The organism is Roseibium sp. MMSF_3247, from assembly GCF_030733765.1.
GTDB lineage: Bacteria > Pseudomonadota > Alphaproteobacteria > Rhizobiales > Stappiaceae > Roseibium.
Genome location: NZ_JASHII010000003.1, coordinates 135,673 through 159,743, shown reverse-complemented (window position 1 = coordinate 159,743; position 24,071 = coordinate 135,673). Strand labels below are relative to the sequence as shown.

The window sequence follows — 24,071 nt, the reverse complement described above, 5'->3', positions numbered from 1 at the left end:
ATCACACCTGGTGGCATTGATTTCCTGAATTGAAGGTATATTTCACCTGGCCGTTGGCAATCACCATCCGGATTCTGCGGGTCTTTTTGTCCACCAGAATGCAATCCGCCCGCATGCCTTCTGCTATCTCGCCGCGATCTGCCAGTTTTGCCGCCGCCGCTGCGTTTTTGGAGATGAGGTTCCATGCCTTCTCCAGCGGAAGAACACCGTCATCAACCAGTTTGAACGCAGCTGCCAATGGAGCTGGGTAATAGTAGTCCGAAGCCAGAACGGTGCAGTGGCCGGACGCCACACTCTCCCTTGCGTCGATGGCGTTGTTCTGGGAGCCGCCGCGTACGATATTGGGAGCGCCCAAAACCACGTGTTCACCTTCTTCGGCCGCGCTTTTGGCGGTTGCAATGGTCATAGGGAACTCGGACACGGAGACGCCCAGACGGCGGTGTTCCGTGCGGGTTTCCGGGGTTAGCTCGTCATGTGCGAAGACGGAGCAGCCCGCATCCCGAGCTCCTGCGCAGATGGTTTCGATCGCAGCTGGGACCTCGTTTCGCCGTTCCCATACCTGGTTGATCAGGGTCTTGCACTGGTCTTCTGAAAGGCCGGATCTGCCGGCCATCCGGCTGATCTTCGATGAGGTTTTCGGCAGGTCGAGATAGGCGGTCGTGTGATCGTTGAGTGACAGAACGGACTTGGGGTTGTCCTGAACCCAGTCAATCATGTCCTGGACATGGTTCAGTGCAAAGGTTTCCCACCGGATGTTCAGATGCATGTCTGAGGCAAACGTCGTCCGCAGGGCTTTCAGGTGCATTCGGAAATCGGCGGCAGCCTCATAGCTGCGCAAGCCCGGTTCCCAGGAAACAGTCAGCCCATGATAAGCGGTGGTAATGCCATTGGAGATCAATTGCCGGTCAACATCCGCCAGCGCAATTGGAAGCGGGAAGTCGACATTCGGGCGCGGTTGTATTGACCTCTCAAAAGCATCCCCGTGTACATCTATGATGCCCGGGAGGATATAGCAGTCCGCTGCGTCAATTGTTTCGCTAAATCTCTTTGATGAATCAACGAAAACGCCTGAGTGAATGTTAACCGGCTCATAAATGAATTCATTATTTTTCAGAGCGTCACCGCCGAAAATACTTATGGAAGTCAATTTTGAACCCTCGATTATTTCAAGAATGGTGCGGCTGCGTCATGAAACCGTTATCGACGGAGATCTATAGGGAGGCTGTATGACACTCCTGTGTACACAGGAATAGCCATTGGAGAATTCAACATGCTTCGTTCTGCCATTGCTGCAGCTGCAATGATTTTCGCGCTCCCTGTTGCCGCTGAACCTGTTCGGTTTGCGGTCACCGACATCGAAGGCCTGGAAGCCCTGCAGCAGGAATTTTCTGCCTTTGAAAAGGCTCTGGAAGACACAACGGGTTTGGACATCGAACTGTTTCCGGTCAGCTCCCGCACGTCCGCCGTTGAGTCGATGAACCAGAATAAGGTCGATCTGGTTCTGACAGGTCCGGCTGAATATGTCGTAATGAAAGAACTGACCAACGCGGAAATCGTGGTTGCTTGGCAGCGCCCAAACTACTTCGCCCAGATCGTGGTGATGGCAGAAGGTGAGATTGACGGGCCACAGGACCTCAAGGGCAAGACCGTGACTTTCGGTAGTGTCGGCTCAACATCTCAGCACCTTGGCCCGGCGCAGGTTCTCGCTGACTTCGGTCTTGCTTACGGCACCGATTACACGCCGCAGATTATTTCCCGGAACGTGGCCATCGAAGCTCTGATCCGCGGCGATGTGCAGGCTGTTGGCATGAACGACAGCCACTTGCGCCGCATTCGCGACGCGTTTCCTGGCGAAGCTTTCAAGGTCATTGCCCGGGGCCGTGATCTTCCGAACGACATTCTGGTCGCTCGCCCGGACATGGATCGTGATGCTTTGGAAAAAATCAAGACTGCGTTTCTGGAAAACAGCGGAGCGCTGATGGCTGCTGTTCTGAAGGGCGAAGACAACCAAAAGTATGGTGGTGGCTTCTTCCTGACCGGCGTGAACGATGAGAACTACAACTACGTTCGCGACATGTACCAGACCATTGGTGTCGACACCTCTTCATTCGTTGGTGACTAACCTCCTCCTGAAGATGCCGGGAGCGCGGGTGATCGCGCTCCTTTCCGGTGCTGTCGCTGTGTCTTGCACCGAAAATTGACACGAAGAATCCTGAGGACCGCGCGGTGCTTCACACGCCTCTCGCCGATACCAAAGATGTTGCGATTGCAACGTCGGCACTTAAGAAACAGTACAAGAATGGCCAGTTTCCGGTCCTGAAGGGCGTCAACTTGACCATCCGCCACGGCGAGCGTGTCGCATTGATCGGCTCCAATGGCAGCGGCAAATCGACTTTGTTGAAGTGCCTTATCGGGCTGCATGCTGTCAACGAGGGATCAGTCCAGACACTGGGTGAAACCTTTGGCTCCATGCCGACCGCTGCACAGCGCGCACAATTGCGCAAGCAGACAGGTTTTGTTTTTCAAAAACACTGTCTGGTGAAACGGCACTCGGTTTTAAGCAATGTTGTCCACGGCATGCTGGGTTTGCCTGGCAGTTGGCGCGCTTTCACTCAGGCGACAGCGCCTTCTAGGTGGCGTGCGAAGGCCATGTCTGCGCTTGAGGATGTTAATCTGGCCGACAGGGCGCGGAGCCGGGCCGATGCGTTGTCAGGAGGGCAGCAACAGCGCGTCGCAATTGCGCGCGCAATCGTGCGTGGGCCACGGCTGATTATTGCCGATGAGCCAGCCGCCAGCCTTGATCCAGTATCTGGCACCGAGGTCATGCGCCTATTTTCGGAACTTGCTCAGGCGCACGGGATTACCTTGCTCTTCACCAGCCACGACATGGAACACGCTGCGGCTTATTCCGATCGTATCGTCGCTCTGAAGAATGGGCAGATCCTGTTCGACAAGGCCTCGCGCGAAGTCTCTGACCAAGATCTTCGGGACACATTCCAATGAGTGGCGTGTCCCCGGACCTCCGGTCCCGTTTTTCGGGAATGTCATCGATCAATTTCGTACTGATCCTTGTTGTTGCCGCGATTGTTCTGAGTTCCATCAACTCCGTTGCGCCATCCGTCGGCCAATTGGCGGATGGGTTGCCGAGTATGATCAACCTGCTTGACCGTATGTGGCCGCCCAACACGGACGCCAATTTCCTGACGCGGGTTGGAATGCGCCTCGTCGAGACATTTCAAATTGCCTTGGCGGGTGCCGCGATCGGGATTGCTCTCAGTCTTCCGATTGGGTGGCTGGCTGCGAAAAAAGTGTCTCCCATCGGTCCGGCATCCTGGCTGGTAAAAGCTATCATTTCTCTACTTCGGACCATCCCCGATCTGGTTTGGGCGCTTTTGTTTGTAGTGACTGTCGGGCTTGGGGCCGTTGCGGGCACCATGACCATCGTTGTCGACACAATCGGGTTTTGTGGCCGGTTTTTCGCGGAAGCCATGGAAGACGCCGACAAGGAGCCGCAAGAAGCGCTCGCAGCGATCGGGGCCAACAAGGTGTCTATCCTTATGGGTGGAATATTGCCGGATGCCGCACCATCAATGATCAACACAGCCCTGTTTGCGTTGGAAAAAGCTGTCCGGTCGTCCGTTGTTCTCGGTCTTGTCGGTGCTGGTGGGATCGGTCAGGAATTGAAGGCGGCCTTCGATCTCTTCCAGTACAAGAATGCGTCCGCGATTATCATGGTGATCTTCGTGATCGTGCTCGTGATGGAATTCATAACCGACTGGCTGCGCAGCAAATTGCAATAGATCTGCTTTGTCTTCAGGGGCATTCCAAATCCTATTCGATGCCAAGCGCAAACTGCTCGGAAACATGAACCTGCTGCTAGGGACTCCATCTAGTGAGGATGTTCTGTCCCAACGGTTTTTTGATTGCCGCTGGCCGGATGTGTTTCGCATAGAAGCAAGACAATTGCCGACCAGCGCTTACAGAGTGTCTGTTTGGACCTACTGATTGCTCATGGCTTTCAGCGGAGGTCCAACCTCATCCGGGATTGGGCAGGCATAGGGGTCTTTGGCCAGCGTCGCCTTGTGTGCGTCAATGGCCTGGCTCAAAACGCCAGCGTCCTCAAAGAGATCGACGGCCGTGCCTGCCATGATCTTTGCAGCGTGGACCATGCCCTTGTGTGCAGCCGGTGCCTTTCCTTGTGCGGTCAGCTGCCATGTGTGGAACGGAGTGCCAACTGCACAGGTGGCAACGCGGGCTTGAACGGTCGGCACAGCCCAGCTGACATCGCCAACATCGGTTGAACCTTCCCCGCCCTCGCTTTGGCGATCCAGCGGGGCAACGAAATCACACAGCGCGAGATCTGGATCAACTTCTGCCCCAATGCGGCGGAACGAGACGTTGATATTGTCCTCACTGAGCGTCTCACGGATCTTGTTTGCAAAGATGCGGTCCGTTTCATCGAAATTAGGGGCGCCCAAGCGGTCCAGATTGCGCTGCATGGTTTCTTCCAAAGGGCGGTTGCCAAGCAGATTGGAGACACCGCTAACGACACTGCTCTCGACCGTTGTCTCGGTCATAAGCGCTGCACCTTCGGCAATTTTGCGCACCCGCCCGATCAGGTCGCGCAGTTCCTTAAGGTTCCGCGCCCGAACCAGCTGCCGCACGGTTGCCTTGGACTGGACGACGTTCGGCGCAATCCCGCCGGCATCGAGATAGGCGTAATGTACCCGGGCATCGTCCGGCATGTGTTCGCGCATGTAATTTACGCCCACATTCATGAGTTCGATTGCATCGAGAGCGCTGCGGCCAAGTTCAGGGGCACCGGCCGCATGAGCCGCGCGGCCATGGAAAGTGAAATCGATCCGCGTGTTTGCAAGGGACTTGGCTTCGTTGACCCCGGTGAAGGTAGCCGGATGCCATGAGATTGCTGCATCGACGTCGTCGAACAGGCCTTCGCGAACCATGAAGGTCTTGGCCGCGCCGCCTTCTTCGGCGGGGCACCCGTAATAACGTACACGCCCTTTGAGCCCGCGTTCTGTCAGGTAATCTTTCACAGCGGACGCTGCCATCAAAGCTGCAGAGCCGAGAAGATTGTGCCCGCACCCATGCCCGGGACCGCCAGCCTCGACCGGCTGATGTTCGGCAACACCAGCAACCTGACCAAGTTCGGGAAGGGCGTCGAACTCGCCCAAAATGGCAATGACCGGACCTTCGTCGCCTGCTTCGCCCATGATCGCCGTTGGAATGCCGGCGACACCTTCGGTGATCTTGAACCCTTCCTGTTCAAGCATTTTCTTATGCTCAGCAACGGACTTGAATTCGGTATAAGCAATTTCCGGCAGGTCAAAGACACGGTCGGAGAGGCCGATGTAGTCCTCCCGGCGGCTGTCGACCAAATCCCACACGCGATCCGTATTTTTCATTTTGTCCTCCCAAAAGGTCAGCAGGACCCCGTCGCGCCGCACATATGCGGCACGGGGCACGTCTTCATGTTTGCAATCCCGACTGCCGGGATCAGAGCGTCTTCCAGTAGTGGCAGGCGACCGAATGGCCGTCGCCGAAAGTCTCAAGGCCCGGCTGCTCCTGGCGGCAGAGGTCCTGTGCATGTGGACAGCGCGGATTGAAGAAACATCCTTTCGGCGGATCCAGAGGAGACGGGATTTCGCCCTCAATCGGCGCAAAGTCCCGCTTTCGTTGATCCAGCCGGGGTGCTTCTGCAAGCAGGGCTTTTGTGTAGGGGTGTTTAGGCGCGCTGAAGATCTCTTCGGTCGAGGCGCTTTCGACAATCCTGCCGAGATACATGATCGCGACCCGGTCCGCGATGTGTTCGACAACGCTGAGATCGTGGCTGATGAAAAGATAGGTCAGACCAAACTCCTCGCGCAGATCCATGAAGAGGTTGATGACCTGAGCCTGGATCGACACGTCGAGGGCCGCAATCGCTTCGTCGCAGACGAGGAATTTCGGTTTGACCGCAAGTGCCCGCGCGATGCCGATGCGCTGACGCTGGCCTCCAGAAAACTGGTGCGCGTATCGCCGTTTCAAAGATGGATCCAGGCCGACCTTTTTCATGATGTCGTCGACATAGTCAGAGGCTTCTGACCTTGAAACGACACCGTGGACTTGCGGCGCTTCGCCAATGATGTCTTCTACCCGCATGCGCGGATTGAGACTGGCGAAGGGGTCCTGAAAAATCATCTGGATGGCGAGTGTTGCCGCTTTCCTTTCAGCGCGCGACATCGTGGCGACGTCCTTGCCTTGAAACAGCAGTTGCCCGGAGCTCGGGGCATGAATGCCTGCAACAACACGGCCAAGAGTGGATTTGCCACAGCCAGATTCGCCCACAAGACCCAGCACTTCACCTTCCTTGACGGTGAGGTTCACTTCATCGACTGCGTGGACGATTTCTTCCCGGATGCCAGCGCCCAGTTTTTGCGCGACTTTTTCGGCAATATCGAGGCGTTTGGCAAAACGTTTTGAGACGTCTTTGATCTCAACAAGTGGCGCGTTCATTCGGCTGCAGCCTGTGCCTGAGGATTGAAACAGCGGATATCCCGGTTCGCGACATGAGTGATCGGCGGCGGGGCTTTGCAGGCTGAACTTGCTGATCTGCACCGCGGGGCAAAGGCACAGCCTTCGGGGAGGGCCAGCATGTTCGGCGTCATACCTTCAATCTGGAACAATCGTTCGCCGCGCTTGTTTGCGGTTGGAACAGATCCGAGGAGCCCGACCGTGTAGGGATGCAGCGGGCGGTCGATGACATCGTCGGTCAGACCCTGCTCGACGATCCGGCCCGCGTACATCACAGAGATCCGGTTGGCGAGGCCCGCGACGACGGCGAGATCGTGCGTGATCCAGATCATCGCAGTGCCCGTCTGGCGCGTCAGTTTCTGTGCTTCGTGGATGATTTGTGCCTGGATCGTGACATCCAGTGCCGTCGTTGGCTCGTCAGCGATGATCAGATCCGGTTTGTTGAGGAATGCGATCGCGATCGATACCCGTTGGCGCATGCCACCGGACAGCTGGTGCGGATAGGCTTTTAGCCGCTCTTCGGGGGAGGGGATGCCGACAAGGCCCAGTGCATCCCGCGACCGTTCCCAGGCTTCTTTCTTAGACACTTTCTCGTGTGCAAAGATCGCTTCCATCATCTGGGAATCGATGCGCAGAACCGGGTTCAGCGTCATCATAGGATCCTGAAAGATCATCGATATCCGATTGCCGCGGATGGATTTCAGCGTCTCCTCCGGTGCATTGGCAATCTCATCGCCATTGAAGCGGATCGAGCCTTCGACGATCCGCCCTGGTTGATCAATCAGGCCAAGGATTGAGAAGCCTGTGATGGACTTGCCAGACCCCGATTCCCCGACGAGACCCATGACCTCGCCCTTGTTGACGGTGAAATCAACGCCATCCACGGCTTTGACGACACCCGCGTGGGTGAAGAAATGCGTCTTCAGCCCGGCAACTTCGAGAACCGCCGTCATTTCTTCATCCTCGGATTGAGAACGTCGCGCAGCTGATCGCCGACGAGATTGATCGAGGCAACGGTCAGTAGAAGCGCAATCCCGGGAAAGACAGAGATCCAATACCGGCCCGACAGCATGTACTCAAAACCGTTGGCGATCAGGACGCCAAGTGACGGTTCGGTTTGCGGCAGACCCACCCCAAGGAAAGAGAGTGTTGCTTCCAGCGAAACCGCATGCGCTGTCTGCACTGTCCCAACCACGATCAGGGGGGCGAGGCAGTTCGGCAGGATGTGGCGGAAGACAACCCGTGTCTTGGAAAGCCCGAGACATTGCGCTGCTTCGACGTACTCCTTGCCACGCTCAACCAGGGCCGTGGCGCGAACAGTTCGCGCGTAGTAGGCCCATTGGGCAACAACAAGCGCAAGGATGATCTTGTCGATGCCTTTGCCCAATGCGGCCACCAGCATCAGGGCCACCAAGGCTGCCGGGAACGACAATTGAAGGTCGACAACCCGCATGATGACGGCTTCCGTTCTGCCGCCGGCATAAGCGGCGATCAAGCCAACGACCATCCCGACAAACAATGCGATCACGCCGGATGCCAAGCCCACAGAGATGGAAATCCTGAGTCCATAAAGAATGGCTGAATAAAGATCCCGGCCCGCGCCATCGGAGCCCAGCCACATGGTATATCCGGCGAATGCTTCCGATCCGGGCGGCAGCCGTCCGTCCAGAACATCGACCTGCGCCAGGTCATAGGGGTTTTGCGGCGTAATCCAGGGCGCAAGTATGGCCAGGGCCATGATGATCACGAGGACGAAGAACGCCGTTGCCGCAATTCGGCTTTCGAAAAACTCAGCCCTGAACCGTTGAAACGGTGTCTCAACCTTCACTTTGGCGGGCGCTGGAGATTGCAGTGTTGTATCGCTCATGCGCCCTGATCCTGCAAACGGACACGTGGGTCCAGAATTGAATAGAGGATGTCAACGACCAGGTTGATGACCACGAAGAACAGCACCATGATCATCAGGTAGGCAACGACGACGGGCCGGTCGAGTTGAAGAATGGCATCGATCAGCAACTTGCCCATTCCTGGCCAGGCAAAGATCGTTTCTGTCACAACAGAGAAACCGATGAGGCTGCCGAATTCCAGGCCCATGACTGTCACAACAGGGATCATGATGTTCTTCATCACATGGACAAAGATGATCCGCCTGGTCGAAATGCCCTTGGCCCTTGCGTATTTCACATAGTCTTGGCTCATCGCTTCCCGCACACCGGCCCGCGTCAAGCGGATGGCAAGCGAGATTTTCAGAAGTGCCAGGTTCAAGGCCGGCAAGAAAATGTGCCGTAGACCGTCCCAGGTCGCCAAACTGGTCTCAATCCCGAAAATCGTGGCCGTGTCGCCTCGCCCTGTTGAGGGCAGCCATCCGAGTTCAACGGCGAACAGCAATATGAGCATCAAGCCGACCCAGAATGTCGGCAGGGAAAACCCGAGAATGGATCCGGCCATGATGCCCTTGGAAATCGGGTTGTCCGGATAAAGCCCGGAAAACAGACCAAGCGGGATGCCAATGACAATGGCAAGCATCAACGCACTGAATGCAAGCTCCAGTGTGGCTGGCATGTGGTGCAGGATCAGCTTCAGGGCTGGTTCGCCGAAGATAAAGGAATCGCCCAGATTGCCTTGGGCTGCCCCTTTCAAGAACAGCAGATATTGATCCCAGATCGGACGGTCGAGACCAAGCCGGCGGATTGCGGCCTCGATGTCGGCCTGATCGGCATCAGGGCTGACCAGCATATAGACCGGGTCGCCAACAATGTTCACACCGAAGAAGACGATCACCGACATGAGAAACACGACGAGGAACGCCTGCATCAGCCGGCGGATGACAAAAACAGACATAAGGAGTTCCAGGTTCAGGGAAATTCCGGGCCGCTGAGATCAGCGGCCCGGAAATCGCTGGTTATTCCTTCACGACACCCATGGCGAGCGTGTACTCGTCGGTGCGGGGAATATACTTCAGGCCCTTCTTGGCCGCCCAGGTGTTGACCTGGAAGTGGGTCGGGATGATCGCGACATCATTGATGGCCATCTCGGTGGCTTCCGCGAGCAGGTCCTGACGCTTTTCATCATCAACGGTCCTCAATGCTTCTTCGATCTTCGCATCGATTTCCGCATTGGAGTGGCGCCCACGGTTTGATGACCCGAAGCCCTTGTCCTTGTCGTATGTGTGGATCAGGGACTTCAGCGGAGATGAAGCTTCGCCCGAACCGGCACCCCAGCCGACCAGGATGAAGCTGAACTCCGGTTGACCATCGGCACCGCCACGGGACGCGCGGCCGAAATAGACGGAACGCGGCATGGTTTCGACGGCCGTCTTGATGCCAACACGTGTCAGCATCTGACCAATCGCCTCGGCGATTTTCGCATCATTGATGTAGCGATCGTTCGGGCCGTGAATGGTCAATTGGAAGCCGTCCGGATACCCGGCTTCTGCCAATAGTTCCTTCGCACCATTCGGGTCGTAATCAATCGGCTGCAGGTTTTCCGAAACGCCAAAGAAACCCTCCGGCAACAGCTGACCGGCCGGCAGTGCCACGCCTTCCATCACCCGGTCGACGATCGCATTCCGGTTGATCGACTTGGAGATCGCCAGACGCACGCGCTGGTCAAGAAGCGGATTTTTGATGTCGCCGCCGTCAGCGCCCTTCACAAAGGGGGAGTTCTCGCGGAACTGGTCCAAATGGAGATAGATGACCCGGTTGGAAACACCCTGGCTGAGCTGGATCTCGTCCTTGCCTTCAAGCACGCCGATATCTGTCGTCGGAACGCTTGCAATCATATCGACATCACCAGCAAGCAGAGCGGCGACACGGCTCGGACCTGATTTGATCGGGCGGAAGTCGACTTCACTCCAGATCGGAGCGTCGCCCCAGTAGTCATCGTTGCGCACCATGGTGATGCTTTCACCCGGCTTGTAGCTTCCGAACTTGAACGGACCGGTGCCAATCGCAGCGGTCCCAGTGTTGAAGTCTTCTGTCGCCGCGCCACATCCCGCGCTGTCCGAGATCACCGGGATCGTCGAAATGTCGTTCGCCATCAGCGGATATGGCGTTTCGGTGGAGATGTGGACCGTGTAGTCGTCGATTTTCTTGAAGGTTTTGCCCTTCAAATAGGTGCCGAATCCAGATGGCGAGTTCGGGACATCAGGAGCCCGCTCCATGGTGCAAATGACGTCGTCGGCATTGAAGTCGCTGCCATCATGGAATTTCACGCCTTCGCGCAGTTTGAATTCCCATGTCAGCTCGTCGATCGGTTGCCACGAAACGGCAAGGCCCGGCGACAAACGTTGCTTTTCGTCTTGTGCAATCAGGCGATCAAACAGGTGATACGAGATTGCGTTGTTCGGACCCAAATTGTGGAAATGAGGATCCATTGCTGTCGGCTCGGAAGCCAACCCAATGGTCAGTTTTTCTGCGGATGCTGCCCCGGTCAACAAGGCAAACACGCTTACAGACACCGCGGCTGCGGCAGTAAGTTTTCTCATGACAATATAACTCCCTCGGAAGGCGCGGTGTCCTTTTGCCGGACCTTTTTGCCGCACGCTGAAAAGGATGGTAGCTTGCAGAAAATTCATTGCCAACAGTGAATTTAATCCATTTTTGCATAGATTAATTCATCTTGTAGGCATGACCATTTATAAGGCAGATCTCAACCTATGGCAGAGCCACGGCACCGACTGAGGGAAATGGAAGCGCTCCGTGCGCTCGTAACCACCGGCACGACAATTGGTGCTGCGCGGCGCCTCGGTGTTTCGCAGTCGTCTGTCAGTCGCGCGTTGGGGCAATTGGAGCAGCGTGTTGGCCGGACTTTGTTTTTGCGGAGCGCAGGCAAGATCGAACCTACCGCTGCCGCGCTCAGGCTCAACGAACAGCTCGATCCGCTTTTTGAAACGCTCGCTCTGATTGAAGGCGCGGAATGGGCGGAGGCCGATGAAGAGCCCCTGCGCCTCATTGTTCCGCCCACACTTGCCCATAACTTCATCATAACAAGAGTGGCCGCGTTCCTGAAACAGAACCCGGGCAAGAACCTGCAGCTGGATATTCAGGCAACCGATGTGCTGGTCTCTGGTATCCTGGATCTGCGCTATGACCTGGGTCTGACCAGCGCGATGATTCAGCGCTCTGGTGTCACTCTTGTGCCGTGGCTCCGCTCTCATGTGGTTTGCGCAATGCCCAAAGGGCATCCGCTTGAAGCGAAGGAAATCGTCACTCCCGCCGATCTGGAAGGCGTGGAGTTGATCGAATTTCTAAGGCGGCTCGGCACCCGCGCGATCACAGAACAGTTGTTTGCCCGCTCTGGTGTCAAACCCCGGACGGTTGCGGAAACGGCGACGAACATGGCCGCACTGGAGCTTGTCCGTGAAGGGCTGGGTGTGACCGTACTTAATCCCTTTCCCGTACTTTCCGTCGGCGTGCCGAACATCTCTGTCCGGCCATTCGATGCACCCATCACTTATGACACCAGCTTCGTGTTGCCCGCGGGGCGCCAACCGTCAGAGCTTGCCCAGCAGTTCATGGAGTACATCAAATCAACCACACCGGCCGATGACTACTCAGAGGCCGTTTGATCGGCAATCAGCCACGGCGAACAATTGCAAACAAAGAGATACAGACAAGGGATTAGGCATGACACAACGCAGTGCAGCGATTGGGGCGGCGGCGAAGAGTTTCGAAGATGGCAGTTTTCAAAAGGATCTAACTGCGCTGGTCGCTGTCCAAACATCCAGCCGGGAGGAGGAGCGCCGGCCCGACCTGATGCGCTATCTGGAGACAGAGATGCGCAAGCGGTTCGAAGCGATGGGATTTGCGGTCGACATCCACCCCAATGAAATGCTCGACCGGGCGCCCTTTCTCGTTGCCAGGCGGATCGAAGATCCAAGTCTGCCTACACTGTTTTGCTACGGACACGGGGACACGGTTCCTGGAGAAGAAGGCCGCTGGAGCGAGGACCGGGATCCCTGGACGCTGGATGTCGCGCAAACCCCGTCTGGTCCCCGCTGGTATGGCCGCGGCACTGCCGACAACAAGGCACAGCATGCCATCAATATGGAAGCCATGCGCCATGTGATCGATACGCGTGGCCGTCTTGGTTACAACGCCACGTTCCTGATCGAGATGGCAGAAGAGATGGGCTCGCCTGGGCTCTATGAATTTTGCCGGGACAACCGGGACATGCTGGCGGCCGATCTACTGATTGCATCGGACGGTCCGCGGTTTTCGACAGATGCGCCGGATATCAAGCTTGGCACGCGAGGCGGTCTGAACCTGAGGTTCCGTCTGGAATACCGGGAAGGTGGCCACCATTCCGGCAACTGGGGAGGACTCCTTGCCAATCCGGCCATCGTGCTCATGCATGCGCTCACGACCCTGGTCAGCCGGACCGGTGAGATCCTTCATTCTGGCCTGAAACCTGCCCATATCAAGAATTCCGTGCGCGACGCGCTTGCCAAGGTAACGGTCACATCCGGACCGGATGATCCGGAGATTGATCCCTGGTGGGGAGAGCCGGGCTTGAGCGGCGCAGAGAAAGTCTTCGGCTGGAACACATTTGAAGTCCTCTCCTTCATTGCAGGGGATCCGGAGAAACCGCAAAACGCTGTTCCCCCCTTTGCCGAAGCCATCTGCCAGATCCGCTTTGTGGTGGATACGGACCCCGACACTTTCCTGCCCCTGATCCGCCAGCATCTGAAGGACCAAGGGTTTGATGGTATCACTGTGGAACCTGCCCGGATGTCAATGCTGCGCGCTTCACGGCTCGATCCGGAACATTCGGCCGTTGGCTGGGCTGTCACTTCAATTGAAAAGACGACTGGCAAGCCGGTCACCGTTATCCCGAATGCGGGAGGCTCTCTGCCAAACGACATCTTTCTCAACACCATCGGCATGCCAACGCTCTGGGTTCCACACAGCTACGCCGGCTGTTCCCAGCACGCCCCGAACGAACACGTCCTGCCTCATCTGATGAAAGAAGGACTGGAGATGATGACAGGCTTGTTCTGGGACCTGGGAGACGGATTTCCCTAACGTTCAGATGTCACCCTAGCTTCACCCAAGCCGCATTTCTGGTTGATGATCTTACGCATGCGTCGACAAATTCCACGCCTGCGAGGCCTTCCTTGATCCCGGGCAGCAGTGTTTGCGTGCTCTTGCCCTCCCTGTGTGCCCTGATTGCGTCGGCAGCTTCCCGGTAGAGGTTGGCAAAGCCTTCCAGATAGCCTTCCGGATGTCCGGGCGGGATCCGTGTTGTCGGCGCGATGCTCTCCAGCATGCCCGCGCCGCCTCTTGTTAGGCGCTGGGCTGGTTCTCCGAACGGTGAATACTGCAGATAGTTCGGATTTTCCTGATGCCATTCAATGCCGGCCTTGTCGCCATAGACCCGGAGCTTGAGATTGTTCTCATTGCCCGGTGCGACCTGTGAACACCAGAGCATGCCGCGCGCCCCGCCGTCAAAGCGCAGCATGACGTGACCGTTGTCATCAACCTGCCGGCCCGGAACAAAGGACTGCAAATCGGCGGCAAGGCTTTCGGCGCGCAGGCCGGTCACAAAGCAAGCCAGATTATAGGCATGGGTGCCAATATCTCCTGTCGCCCCCCCCAATCCGGACCGGGCAGGATCCGTGCGCCAGTCGGCTTGCTTGTTGTGCTGTTCGACCGTCAGCCAATCCTGCGGGTACTCGACCTGTATGACCCGGATTGTTCCAAGATCGCCGTTTTGAACCATCTCCCGTGCCTGGCGGATCATCGGATAGCCGGTGTAATTGTGCGTGAGAATAAATAGAGCTGGTGATGCCGCGGCCGCCTTGGCCATCTTTTTGGCGTCTGCCAGCGTCGAGGTCATCGGCTTGTCGCAGATCACGTGAATGCCGCGCTTCAAGAATGCCTTGGCAGCCGGATAGTGAACATGGTTCGGCGTCACGATAGCAACGGCCTCGATCCCGTCCTTCAGCCGGGCCTCCCGTTTGGCCATGTCTTCAAAGGAACTATAGATCCGGTCTGCCTTGAGGCCGAGAGCCTGCCCGGACGCAATGGCCTTGTCCGGTGTTGAGGACAAGGCGCCTGCGACCAGTTCAAAACTGTTGTCCAGCCGTGCTGCGATCCGGTGAACTGCGCCGATGAACGCATCCTTGCCGCCGCCGACCATGCCGAGGCGGAGCGGGCGTTGGAATGTGTTTTCCTTTCCTTCGATGGTCATGCCTTGCTCCTATCCAATGCCCAGCATCTTGCGGTTGGCCGCGTCATCGGTCCCGCCGTCGGCAAAGTCATCAAAGGCTTTTTCAGTGACGCGGATGATATGTTCGGCAACAAACTGGGCACCCTCCCGGGCACCGTCTTCCGGGTGCTTCAGGCAACATTCCCATTCGACGACCGCCCAGCCATCGAAGTCGTTGGCTGCCATCTTGGAAAAGATGGCTCCGAAATCGACCTGCCCGTCGCCCAAGGAGCGGAACCGCCCAGCCCGGTCAACCCAGGGCTGATAGCCGCTGTAAACGCCCTGGCGGCCGGTCGGATTGAACTCGGCATCCTTGACGTGGAACATGCCGATCCGGTCCTTGTAGATGTCGATGTTGTCGAGATAGTCGAGACACTGAAGCACGTAGTGCGACGGATCGTAGAGCATCTTTGCGCGGGCATGATTGTCAACGCGTTCCAGGAACATCTCATACGTCGCGCCATCATGAAGATCCTCACCGGGATGGATCTCGTAGCAAACATCCACGCCCATATCGTCCGCATAATCCAGAATTGGCCGCCAGCGTTTGGCAAGTTCGTCAAACGCGGTCTCAACAAGTCCAGCCGGTCGCTGCGGCCAGGGATAGATGTAAGGCCACGCCAGAGCGCCGGAAAACGTCGCATGAGCGGTGATGCCAAGGTTGCGGCTGGCCGTTAACGCCTGCTTGACCTGATCAACCGCCCAGGCTTGGCGCGCGGCCGGATTGCCGCGGACTTCCGGAGCTGCAAAACCGTCAAAAGCTGTGTCATAGGCCGGGTGGACGGCCACCAGCTGGCCTTGCAGATGGGTTGAGAGCTCGGTGACCTCAACGCCGTTCTCTCGGGCTTGTCCGGCAAAGTCGTCGCAGTATCCCTTCGAGCTGGCGGCTTTTTCCAGGTCAATGAGCCGGCCGTCCCAACTTGGGACCTGCACCCCCTTGTATCCGCAATCGGCGGCCCACTTCGTAATTGCGTCCCAGGAATGGAACGGCGCCTCATCTCCCGCAAACTGCGCTAGAAACAGCGCTGGACCCTTTATCGTTTTCATGACGACCTCTTGAATGAAAAAGAAAATTGAGGGCCGGGATACGTGACTGAATCCCGGCCCGCACGAAGCGACGTCTTAGAAAGGCGACTCTGGGAAGTAGTAGCTTTCAGCGTTTTCACGGGTGATCAGTGTCGCACCGAGAATGTACCGGCCGGCCACCGGGCCATTCGACTTGAAAGCGTTGACCGTTGCATCCATCGCAGTTGCAATCATTGCCGGCGGGTAGAGGACGTTTACAGGGATCAGCTCGTCGCCATCCATGATGCCTTTGATGATTTCCTTCATACCAGCACCTCCGACAACGAACATGCCGTTGCCATCGCGGCCTGCCTGTTTCAAAGCAGCGACCACTCCGATCGCGATATCGTCGTCTTGTGCCCACACCGCATCAATGTCCGGGAATCGGGACAGAAAATCCTGCATGACTTCAAAACCGTCGTCCCGGTTCCAGTTGGCATGCTTGTGATCCAGAACGTTGATACCCGAGCCTTCGATTTCCGCCATGAACGCATCAAAGCGTTCGTTGTCGATCACGGTTGGAATGCCGCGCAAGACAACGATGTTGTCACCGTCCTTAAGGCGGCCCTTCATGTACTGGGCAGACACGCGGCCAAGCTCAGGGTTGTTGCCAGCAACATAGAGGTCTTCAATGCCCGGTTGGCTGAGACCACGATCGACAACGGTGATCCAGGCTCCGGATTTCTTGACGTTCAGGACCGGATCGGTGAGCGGTTCGGACTCAAACGGTAGAACAACAAGTGCGTCGATCTGATGGACCGATACGAGATCTTCCAGCGCACTTGCCTGTGCTCCTGGATCCGGAGAGTTCACGAGGATCAGGTCCACGTCCGGATAAAGAGCCTCCAGACGTTTTTCGGCCTGCTCGGCATGCCAGTTCATCCCGGCAGCCCAGGCGTGGGTCGGTGTTGGGTAGCTGACACCGATCTTGATTTTTTCTTCTGCCGCTGCCGTCCCGCTGAGGGCGATCAGCCCCGTCAGTGCCATCGCACCCAGTGTTTTTCTTCCTAGCATTGTTTCCTCCTCCGATGCTGTCTTCAAGGCGCACCTCTCCCGTCCGGTGCGAACCGGTTCAAATTGGGGACGGGTCCCTATTCCGTGGATTTAATGGGCCGTGCTCAGCCGTTCTTTTTGAGTTTCCAGTCACTGCGCTGCAGCAGCACAGCAACGATGATGATCAACCCCTGCATGGTTCCATTGAGGTAGTTTGAGATCATGTCCGTGAAGTTCAGGATGTTGCCGATCGTGGTAAGAATGAGCGCGCCCAGGATCGTGCCGCCAATCCGTCCGTAACCGCCCTTCAGGACCGTTCCGCCAATGATCACGGCCGCGATGGCTTCCAGCTCCCATAACACGCCGGTTGATGCTGAGGCAGAACCAAGGCGGGGGACATAAATGATGGTCGCGAAGGACACACACAGACCTTGGATGATGTATGTCAGCGTCTTGACCCGATCGACATTGATTGCCGAGTACTTGGCGACGGCTTCATTTGATCCGATAGCCGTGCAGTAGCGTCCGAACGCTGTCCGGTTCAAGAGCAGCCAGCCACAGATGGCGACCGCGATGAAGACCCAGACCGGGATCGGCAGTCCCAGAAAACTGTCATAGTAGACCGGCCGGTACGTGCCCCGAATATCGAAGTTGAGCGACAGGGTGCCGCCGTCCGCGAAATAGGTCACCAAAGACCGATAGATCCCCATGGTACCCAGCGTCACGATAAACGCCTCGATCTTCCCCTTGGTGGTCAGCGCACCGTTGATCCAGCCTGCGCCGATGCCGAGGAGGATCGCCAAGCCACACCCAAACAGGACAGTTGGCACACCGGTCCCGAGCGTTTCAACGGCATTGTTCATGACAATGATCATCACGCCGGAAATGGCCGCTGCCATTGAGCCCACCGACAAGTCGATCCCGCCAGCGGTGATGACGAAGGTCGCGCCCACCGCAATAATGCCGATAAACGCTGACCGCGTCAGCAAGTTGGTCAGGTTGCCTTCACTCACGAAGGCGGGGTTGAGTAGGAAACCAATCACGCACAGCAGGAGAAGAGCTAACGCTGGCCCCAGCGTCTTGAAGTCAACCGAGATGCGCTTGGGTGTCTTTTCCGCGTTGTTTTCCGATACGCTCGACATGGTCAATGGAGTTCCTCCCGTTTTAGCCCGGCGGCATAGCGCATGATTTCGTTTTCGTTGATGTGATCTCCGGTCAGTACTCCGGTGATCTGGCCTTCCCGCATGACTACAACACGGTGGCAAATTCCGATGATTTCCGGCATCTCTGAGGAGATCACCACGACGGAAACACCTTCCGCTGCCAGCGCAGCGATGAAATGATAAATCTGTTGTTTGGTTCCGACATCGATCCCGCGGGTGGGTTCATCAATGACAACGATCTTCGGATCGCATTCCATGATTTTCGCGAGCAGCAATTTCTGCTGATTGCCACCGGAGAGCTTTCCGACAACGATCTCCTGGTCCCGTGCCCGGACATCGAAGCGCCGGATAGCGCGTTCGAGCGCATTGGCTTCAGCGGTGCTGTCGAGGGTGAAGTTTTTGATGAATTTCGGCAAGGCAAACAGGGTCAGATTGGGCTGCATCTTCTTGTCCAGAAGCAACCCTTTCTCCTTCCGGTCCTTCGTCAGGTAGGCAAGCCCTGCGTCTCTTGCTGCGGCAACGGACAGGGCGCTTACTTCGGTTCCAAAGAGCCGGATCCGGCCGCCCTCGACAGGCGCTAAGCCGCATATGGCTTCAAAGACCGCTGTTCGGCCTGACCCGATCAATCCCGAAAACCCCAGGATTTCACCCTTGCGCAGGTTGAAGCTGACATTGTGTGCGCCGGGCGTTGAAAGATTTTGAACCTCCAGGACCAAGTCTGCGTCCACATCCGCTTCGTGCATCGGCGGATAAAGATCAGAGAGTTCCCGGCCGACCATCATCTGGGCCATAGCATCTGGGGTCAGTTCGTTCGCTAGGCGCGTGTCGATCCATTGGCCATCGCGCAGGACGGTCACCCGGTCCGCAATCGCTTTAACTTCGTTCAGCTTGTGCGACACGAACACAATGCCAACGCCAGTTTGTTTCAGCTTCTGAACTTGCCGGAAGAAGATTTCCGTTTCCTCTTCCGTCAGAACGGCTGTCGGCTCGTCCATAATGAGGATGCGTGCGTTCCTGCTGACAGCTTTGACGATTTCAACCATTTGCTTTTGTGCAATTGTGAGATCTGAAATTCGGTCAGAAGGGGAGATGTCGAGACCGACATCATCCAGGTACTTTTGGACAAGAGATCTCATGCCCGCCCGGTCCAGAAATCCTCTTGATTTCAGTTCCCGACCGAGAAAGACGTTCTCTTCGACCGTCATCTGTTCTGCAAGATTGAGTTCCTGGTGGATCAGAACGATGCCAAGTTTTTCTGCAGCGCCATTGGGAGGGAGTTCGGTCGTCGTGCCGTCGAGCTTGATGTGACCGGTTGTCGGGTCGTGGAAGCCGGACAGGATCTTCATCAAGGTTGACTTGCCCGCGCCATTCTCGCCGATCAGCGCATGAACCTCGCCCGCCCGGATGTCCATGCTGACGCTGAACAACACTGGCACCGGCCCAAAGGATTTGCTGATGTTGACGGCCTCAATCACCGCCTCCATCGGGGGCGAATGGTGTTGCATTTCAGAGTTCCTCCCAGACAGCCGTATTCTTTTTTGCTTCGCTGTCATGAAGTTATGTAAACGTTTTCAATTATGATGTAAACCTTTACATTTTAGATTGTAAACCTTTTCAAAGGGCATGGAAGAACCTATACAGCGTAGAGAGGTGTGGAATTTCATGAGGTTAATGAAACGTCGCACCGCAACAAAATCGGGGTAAAATAATGGATGATCCGGGCAGCCGGCCGGCGACCATTGAAGACGTCGCAAAGCTTGCGGGCGTGTCTATCGCGACAGTCAGTCGTGCGCTCCGGTCCCCGGAAAAGGTTGCCGAGAGTACCCGGAAAAAAGTAACGGCGGCCATTGCAAGAACCGGTTACACCGCCAACGCGATGGCGCAGAACCTTCGTATGCAGCGCTCTCAGATGGTGTTGGTGCTGGCTTCTGCGATTGCTGATCCAAACTTCGCCGGCATTCTGACAGGCTTGGAAAAAGCAGCCAATGACAGAGGGTACGGAGTGCTTATCGGTAACACCGAGGGAACAACGGGTCTTGAGCAGAACTATCTGCGCTTCCTGTCAACAGGCATGGCAGACGGTCTCATTCTGTTGACGGGACATATTCCCGTTGCTGGTGAACCGCAAACACCTCTGACAGCTCTTCCGCAAATTGTCGCGACTGAACGGCCTGTTGACCGGGGGGACATCAGTTATGTCGGTGTTGATGATGTCGCCAGTGCAAAGATGGCGACCGAATACCTGATTTCTCTCGGCCACCGCCGGATTGTTTTCATTTCCGGCGGTCCTGGCGATGTGCGCAGCGATCTGAGGCATTCCGGTTATCAGAAGGGCTTAATGGAGTCTGCTGTTTCCTTACGAGATTGGCGCCTGGAAGGGGACGGGTCAGCGGAAAGTGGCCGGGCAGCTGTCGAGCGCTTGTTCATCAAGGATGACCTTCCGACTGCGTTTTTCTGTTTCAACGACAATACGGCCATCGGTGTGATTTCAGCATTGCAGATGCGCGGGTACCGCGTGCCGGAAGAATTTTCAGTCCTGGGATTTGACGACATTCCTTTTGCCAACAATTTTACACCTGGCCTCACAACGATTCGCCAACCCCGCCAGCACATTGGCGAGATGGCAATGTCCCTCTTGCTAGATCGATTGGCCAATCGCACCCTCTCAGTTCAGACACATCTCCTTCACGGCGATCTCATCGTCCGAGAAAGCTGCGCGGGCGTTCGAAAGGACCGTTGACTTTTTGTTGGGACAGAACCGGTTGCCCCTTCGAACCAATGAGTCGTGCCCCATTTTAACCGTATCAGATGGATGCCTGGATTTAGCCAGGGTTGCTAGCAGTCCTTGCGGTCGCGGTCTGGGCTATTTGCAGATACTCGCGCAGTGCGGTCTCGCAACCGTCTGACCAGATGCGCCCAAGCCACTGTTCGAATGCAGCGGCAAACCGTTGGTTTGCGGCAATCTCGCCATAGACGTCGGACTGTTCCAGCCAGGCGAGCGATCTTAGGCGCGCGTTTTGCGCTGCGTCCGTGCGCTGTGACCAAAAGGGGTCGTTGGGCTCTATCGGCGACCCATCTTCTCTCGACCCTTCGCACATTCTGGCCCAAAGGGCTTCCACGAGGGCCAATCCCTCAACTGGCGTGCCGTTCTCAAGACCATCTCGTATAGCCGGCAGCACAAAGCCTGTGTGTCGGGACGACCCATCAAAGGCAACGCGCCGCGTGGTGTCCAAGACGGCCGGGTTTGAGAAACGGCTCCGAATGAGGTCGACATATTGGGCAGGGGTCATGTTCGGAACCGCAGAAACGTGCGGTACAATTTCGTCTTTCAGGACTTTTGAGAACAGTTCTGAAATCAGAGGATGCGCCATGCAGTCTGCTATGGTGCTCAGTGACAGGATCTCTCCGGCGTTTGCAATGACCTGATGTCCAGCATTCAGCAGCCGCAACTTCATCATCTCGTAGCCGTGGACATCGTCGGTAAATGTTGCCCCGACTTTCTCCCAATCGGGACGGCCCGCGCAAAACCTGTCTTCCAAAACCCACTGGCGGAAGGTTTCGTGAGAGACGGGTGCCTGGTCATCCAGGCCGAACTCGCGGGCAAGTGCGATCTCCCGAGGGCCGGTTGCTGGAACAATGCAATCGACCATGGAGTTTGGAAAGGTACAGTTCGCGTCAATCCAGTCCGCCAGATCCGGATCCGAAAGACGGGCGAGTCCCAGCACGGTCTGACGCAGGATCTGGCCATTGGCCAAGAGATTGTCGCAACTTAGTCCGGTAAAAGGGCCGTGCCCCTGATCTCGCCGGCGTTTTAAGGCTGCGACCAAAGCGCCAAATGCGGTTTTTGGCGTTTCCGGATGCTGCGCATCGTGCTGGATGTCCACGTGCCGGGCATCGAATTCCTTCGTGACCGGATCGGTGTAGTAACCGCCTTCGGTGACCGTTAAGGCAACGATGCGTATCGCCGGGTCAGCCAATTTCTGAATGAGGGGTTTGTTGTCCGCGGTAATCGGCAAGTAATCGATCATGGATCCAACGATTTCAGCAGACGTTTTCGAAGGGTTCAGTTCAACCAGCGTCGTCAGACAATCTTGGGCAATGAGCTTGTCCCGCATGGCCGCATCATACGGCCGAACGCCTGCACCGATGATTGCCCAGTCGTGGGCGTGCCCTTCCTGCATCAAGCGATGCAGATACCAGGCCTGATGAGCCCGATGGAAATTGCCGACACCGACATGGACAATTCCAGGTGTCAGGGCGGTGCGATCATATCCTGGCTTGGTGACCCCGGACGAAATCGCGGTCAACGTCGCATCTGAAAGAGGGATCAGCTCATCCATTGCCCGCCATCCACATTGTACGTCTGTGCAAGGATGTAATTGGCATCTTCACTGGCGAGAAACACTGCCATGCCCGTGAGGTCTTCTGCCGTTCCCATCCGGCCAAAGGGGACAGCCTCGCCGACTTCCTTTTTCTTTTGGCCTGGCGCCTTGTTTTCATATTTGGCAAAGAACGCATCCACGCCATCCCAGTGCTCGCCGTCGACAACGCCCGGTGCGATTGCGTTCACATTGATGCCATGCTCGATCAGATTGAGGGCCGCCGACTGGGTTAGGCTGATGATGGCGGCTTTGCTCGCACAGTAAACCGCAACCAGCGGCTCGCCCCGGCGGCCTGCCTGGCTCGCCATATTGATGATTTTGCCACCGCCGCCGCGCTCAATCATATGCCTGGCCACCGCCTGTAGGGTGAACAGGGTTCCGGCGACATTGATGTCAAAAACCCTGGCGAAGTCAGCGCGATCAATCTCGACGACGGGCGCCGCTGAGAAAATCGCTGCGTTGTTGATCAGGATATCGATTTGGCCGAGTTGCGACACTGTCTCGCTGACAGCCGTATCGATGCTTTCCTGCCGGGTAACATCCATTTCTACGGCGATTGCTGCTGGTCCCAGGTCTGCTGCCACCTGATGGGCTCGGGCGCTGTCAATGTCCGCAATGGCCACCCTCGCGCCTTCGGCAACATAGGCCTTAGCAAAGGCGAGGCCGATCCCACGGGCTGCGCCCGTGATCAGAGCGGTTTTACCGTCCAGCCGTTTCATGGAAGCCTCAACCCGTTGGCATCGAACTTGTGAATGACATCGTCGCGTGGGGTCATATGGATCCGGTCTCCATGACGGAACCCGACTTCTCCATCGGCCCGCACCGTTATGCTGTCTGCCAGTCCGGTGTTGTGAACATGAAAGAAGGTATCGGAGCCCAGGTGTTCGGAGACGCTCACGACGCCGGACCACAAGCCTTCAGTCTCGGAAACCGAAATATGTTCCGGCCGAATGCCAATGGTGTGGGCACCGTGCTTGGCGGCCTCTTCGCCTTCAATGAAGTTCATTTTCGGTGAGCCGATGAACCCGGCTACAAACTGGTTGCGCGGGTTTTTGTAAAGCTCAAGTGGAGACCCGACTTGCTCGATGTTCCCGGCGCGCAAAACAACAATCTTGTCCGCCATGGTCATGGCTTCCACCTGATCGTGGGTCACGTAAATCATCGTTGTCTTCAGACGTTCGTGCAGTTCAGATATTTCCAGCCGCATGCCAACCCGCAGAGCCGCATCAAGGTTCGACAAGGGTTCGTCAAAGAGGAAAGCGGATGGTTCGCGGACAATTGCCCGGCCGATTGCAACGCGCTGGCGCTGCCCGCCGGAGAGTTGGCCGGGGCGCCGGTCGAGATAATCGGTGAGGTTCAGGACAGCGGCGGCCTGTTCGACCCTGCGGTCTTGTTCGGCCTTGTCGAGCTTTGCCATGCGCAGGGGAAACGCAATGTTCTTGCGGACCGACATATGCGGATAAAGCGCATAGGATTGGAAGACCATCGCCAGACCCCGTTTGGCCGGTGGGACGCTGGTCGCGTCCTGCCCGTCGATCAGGATCTGTCCGGAGGTGATGTCTTCCAGACCGGCAATCAGCCGGAGCAATGTTGATTTGCCGCATCCGGATGGGCCGACAAAGACCGTGAATTCTCCGTCCCCGATTTCGAGATCGAGCGAGGGAATGACTTCGACGTTGCCGAACCTCTTGGTCACCTGCTTGAGTGTGATTTGTCCCATGACAGT

General features: G+C 56.8%; 21 protein-coding genes. 6 read left to right on the top strand and 15 right to left on the bottom strand.

Annotation, left to right across the window (positions count from 1 at the left end):
* Position 1 precedes the first annotated feature (1 nt).
* On the bottom strand, positions 2–1,147 hold the full coding sequence (locus tag RBB44_RS11135) for an alpha-D-ribose 1-methylphosphonate 5-triphosphate diphosphatase (RefSeq protein WP_306147449.1): 1,146 nt from the start codon (positions 1,145–1,147) through the stop codon (positions 2–4).
* 123 nt (positions 1,148–1,270) lie between these two features.
* On the opposite strand from RBB44_RS11135, the gene RBB44_RS11130 reads away from it, so the two are divergent.
* From RBB44_RS11130 to phnE, 3 genes are all read left to right on the top strand, one after another.
* On the top strand, positions 1,271–2,122 hold the full coding sequence (locus tag RBB44_RS11130) for a PhnD/SsuA/transferrin family substrate-binding protein (protein WP_209174482.1): 852 nt from the start codon (positions 1,271–1,273) through the stop codon (positions 2,120–2,122).
* 104 nt (positions 2,123–2,226) lie between these two features.
* Entirely contained in the window at positions 2,227–3,003 is a 777-nt protein-coding gene (locus tag RBB44_RS11125; RefSeq protein WP_306147448.1) for a phosphonate ABC transporter ATP-binding protein, read from the top strand.
* Positions 3,000–3,800 (top strand): phosphonate ABC transporter, permease protein PhnE, encoded by an 801-nt coding sequence (gene phnE / locus RBB44_RS11120; protein ID WP_306147447.1) that lies wholly within the window; start codon positions 3,000–3,002, stop codon positions 3,798–3,800. Before RBB44_RS11125 ends, phnE begins: the two co-directional genes overlap by 4 nt.
* Before the next feature lie 198 nt (positions 3,801–3,998).
* On the opposite strand, the gene RBB44_RS11115 is transcribed toward phnE, so the two are convergent.
* From RBB44_RS11115 to RBB44_RS11090, 6 genes are all read right to left on the bottom strand, one after another.
* Positions 3,999–5,423 (bottom strand): M20 family metallopeptidase, encoded by a 1,425-nt coding sequence (locus RBB44_RS11115; RefSeq protein WP_306147446.1) that lies wholly within the window; start codon positions 5,421–5,423, stop codon positions 3,999–4,001.
* A gap of 91 nt (positions 5,424–5,514) precedes the next feature.
* Positions 5,515–6,513 carry an ABC transporter ATP-binding protein gene (locus RBB44_RS11110; RefSeq protein ID WP_306147445.1) on the bottom strand — a complete coding sequence of 333 codons (999 nt, stop codon included), beginning with the start codon at positions 6,511–6,513 and terminating at the stop codon, positions 5,515–5,517.
* Positions 6,510–7,484, bottom strand: a complete 975-nt coding sequence (locus tag RBB44_RS11105; RefSeq protein ID WP_306147444.1) for an ABC transporter ATP-binding protein — start codon at positions 7,482–7,484, stop codon at positions 6,510–6,512. The genes RBB44_RS11110 and RBB44_RS11105 overlap by 4 nt, the downstream gene beginning before the upstream one ends.
* Positions 7,481–8,398: an ABC transporter permease gene (locus tag RBB44_RS11100; RefSeq protein ID WP_306147443.1), complete on the bottom strand. Its 918-nt coding sequence runs from the start codon at positions 8,396–8,398 to the stop codon at positions 7,481–7,483. The genes RBB44_RS11105 and RBB44_RS11100 overlap by 4 nt, the downstream gene beginning before the upstream one ends.
* A complete protein-coding gene (locus RBB44_RS11095; protein WP_133953187.1) occupies positions 8,395–9,372 on the bottom strand; it encodes an ABC transporter permease in 978 nt (325 codons plus the stop codon). Before RBB44_RS11095 ends, RBB44_RS11100 begins: the two co-directional genes overlap by 4 nt.
* Positions 9,373–9,433: 61 nt before the next feature.
* Positions 9,434–11,017, bottom strand: a complete 1,584-nt coding sequence (locus tag RBB44_RS11090; protein WP_306147442.1) for an ABC transporter substrate-binding protein — start codon at positions 11,015–11,017, stop codon at positions 9,434–9,436.
* Between the two features lie 171 nt (positions 11,018–11,188).
* On the opposite strand from RBB44_RS11090, the gene RBB44_RS11085 reads away from it, so the two are divergent.
* Together RBB44_RS11085 and RBB44_RS11080 are read left to right on the top strand one after the other, a co-directional pair.
* Positions 11,189–12,100, top strand: a complete 912-nt coding sequence (locus RBB44_RS11085) for a LysR family transcriptional regulator (RefSeq protein ID WP_209002789.1) — start codon at positions 11,189–11,191, stop codon at positions 12,098–12,100.
* Positions 12,101–12,158: 58 nt separating this feature from the next.
* Entirely contained in the window at positions 12,159–13,556 is a 1,398-nt protein-coding gene (locus RBB44_RS11080) for a M20 family metallopeptidase (protein WP_306147441.1), read from the top strand.
* Between the two features lie 10 nt (positions 13,557–13,566).
* Here the strand turns inward: RBB44_RS11080 and RBB44_RS11075 are convergent, their stop codons facing one another.
* The 5 genes from RBB44_RS11075 to RBB44_RS11055 form a co-directional block, all read right to left on the bottom strand.
* Positions 13,567–14,724: a Gfo/Idh/MocA family protein gene (locus RBB44_RS11075; RefSeq protein WP_306147440.1), complete on the bottom strand. Its 1,158-nt coding sequence runs from the start codon at positions 14,722–14,724 to the stop codon at positions 13,567–13,569.
* A gap of 9 nt (positions 14,725–14,733) precedes the next feature.
* Positions 14,734–15,789, bottom strand: a complete 1,056-nt coding sequence (locus RBB44_RS11070) for a sugar phosphate isomerase/epimerase (protein WP_306147439.1) — start codon at positions 15,787–15,789, stop codon at positions 14,734–14,736.
* Positions 15,790–15,864: 75 nt separating this feature from the next.
* Complete coding sequence (locus RBB44_RS11065) at positions 15,865–16,821, bottom strand: substrate-binding domain-containing protein (protein ID WP_306147438.1); 957 nt, start codon at positions 16,819–16,821, stop codon at positions 15,865–15,867.
* 104 nt (positions 16,822–16,925) lie between these two features.
* Positions 16,926–17,942 carry an ABC transporter permease gene (locus RBB44_RS11060; RefSeq protein WP_306147437.1) on the bottom strand — a complete coding sequence of 339 codons (1,017 nt, stop codon included), beginning with the start codon at positions 17,940–17,942 and terminating at the stop codon, positions 16,926–16,928.
* A 2-nt stretch (positions 17,943–17,944) separates the two neighbouring features.
* On the bottom strand, positions 17,945–19,468 hold the full coding sequence (locus RBB44_RS11055; protein WP_306147436.1) for a sugar ABC transporter ATP-binding protein: 1,524 nt from the start codon (positions 19,466–19,468) through the stop codon (positions 17,945–17,947).
* Between the two features lie 203 nt (positions 19,469–19,671).
* Here RBB44_RS11055 and RBB44_RS11050 point away from each other — a divergent pair, with 203 nt between their 5' ends.
* Positions 19,672–20,703: a LacI family DNA-binding transcriptional regulator gene (locus RBB44_RS11050; RefSeq protein ID WP_306147435.1), complete on the top strand. Its 1,032-nt coding sequence runs from the start codon at positions 19,672–19,674 to the stop codon at positions 20,701–20,703.
* 82 nt (positions 20,704–20,785) lie between these two features.
* On the opposite strand, the gene RBB44_RS11045 is transcribed toward RBB44_RS11050, so the two are convergent.
* From RBB44_RS11045 to RBB44_RS11035, 3 genes are read right to left on the bottom strand one after another with little or no spacing between them, the layout of a single operon-like run.
* Positions 20,786–22,303: a mannitol dehydrogenase family protein gene (locus tag RBB44_RS11045; RefSeq protein ID WP_306147434.1), complete on the bottom strand. Its 1,518-nt coding sequence runs from the start codon at positions 22,301–22,303 to the stop codon at positions 20,786–20,788.
* A complete protein-coding gene (locus RBB44_RS11040; RefSeq protein ID WP_306147433.1) occupies positions 22,291–23,064 on the bottom strand; it encodes an L-iditol 2-dehydrogenase in 774 nt (257 codons plus the stop codon). The genes RBB44_RS11045 and RBB44_RS11040 overlap by 13 nt, the downstream gene beginning before the upstream one ends.
* On the bottom strand, positions 23,061–24,065 hold the full coding sequence (locus RBB44_RS11035; protein ID WP_306147432.1) for an ABC transporter ATP-binding protein: 1,005 nt from the start codon (positions 24,063–24,065) through the stop codon (positions 23,061–23,063). Before RBB44_RS11035 ends, RBB44_RS11040 begins: the two co-directional genes overlap by 4 nt.
* Positions 24,066–24,071: the final 6 nt, after the last annotated feature.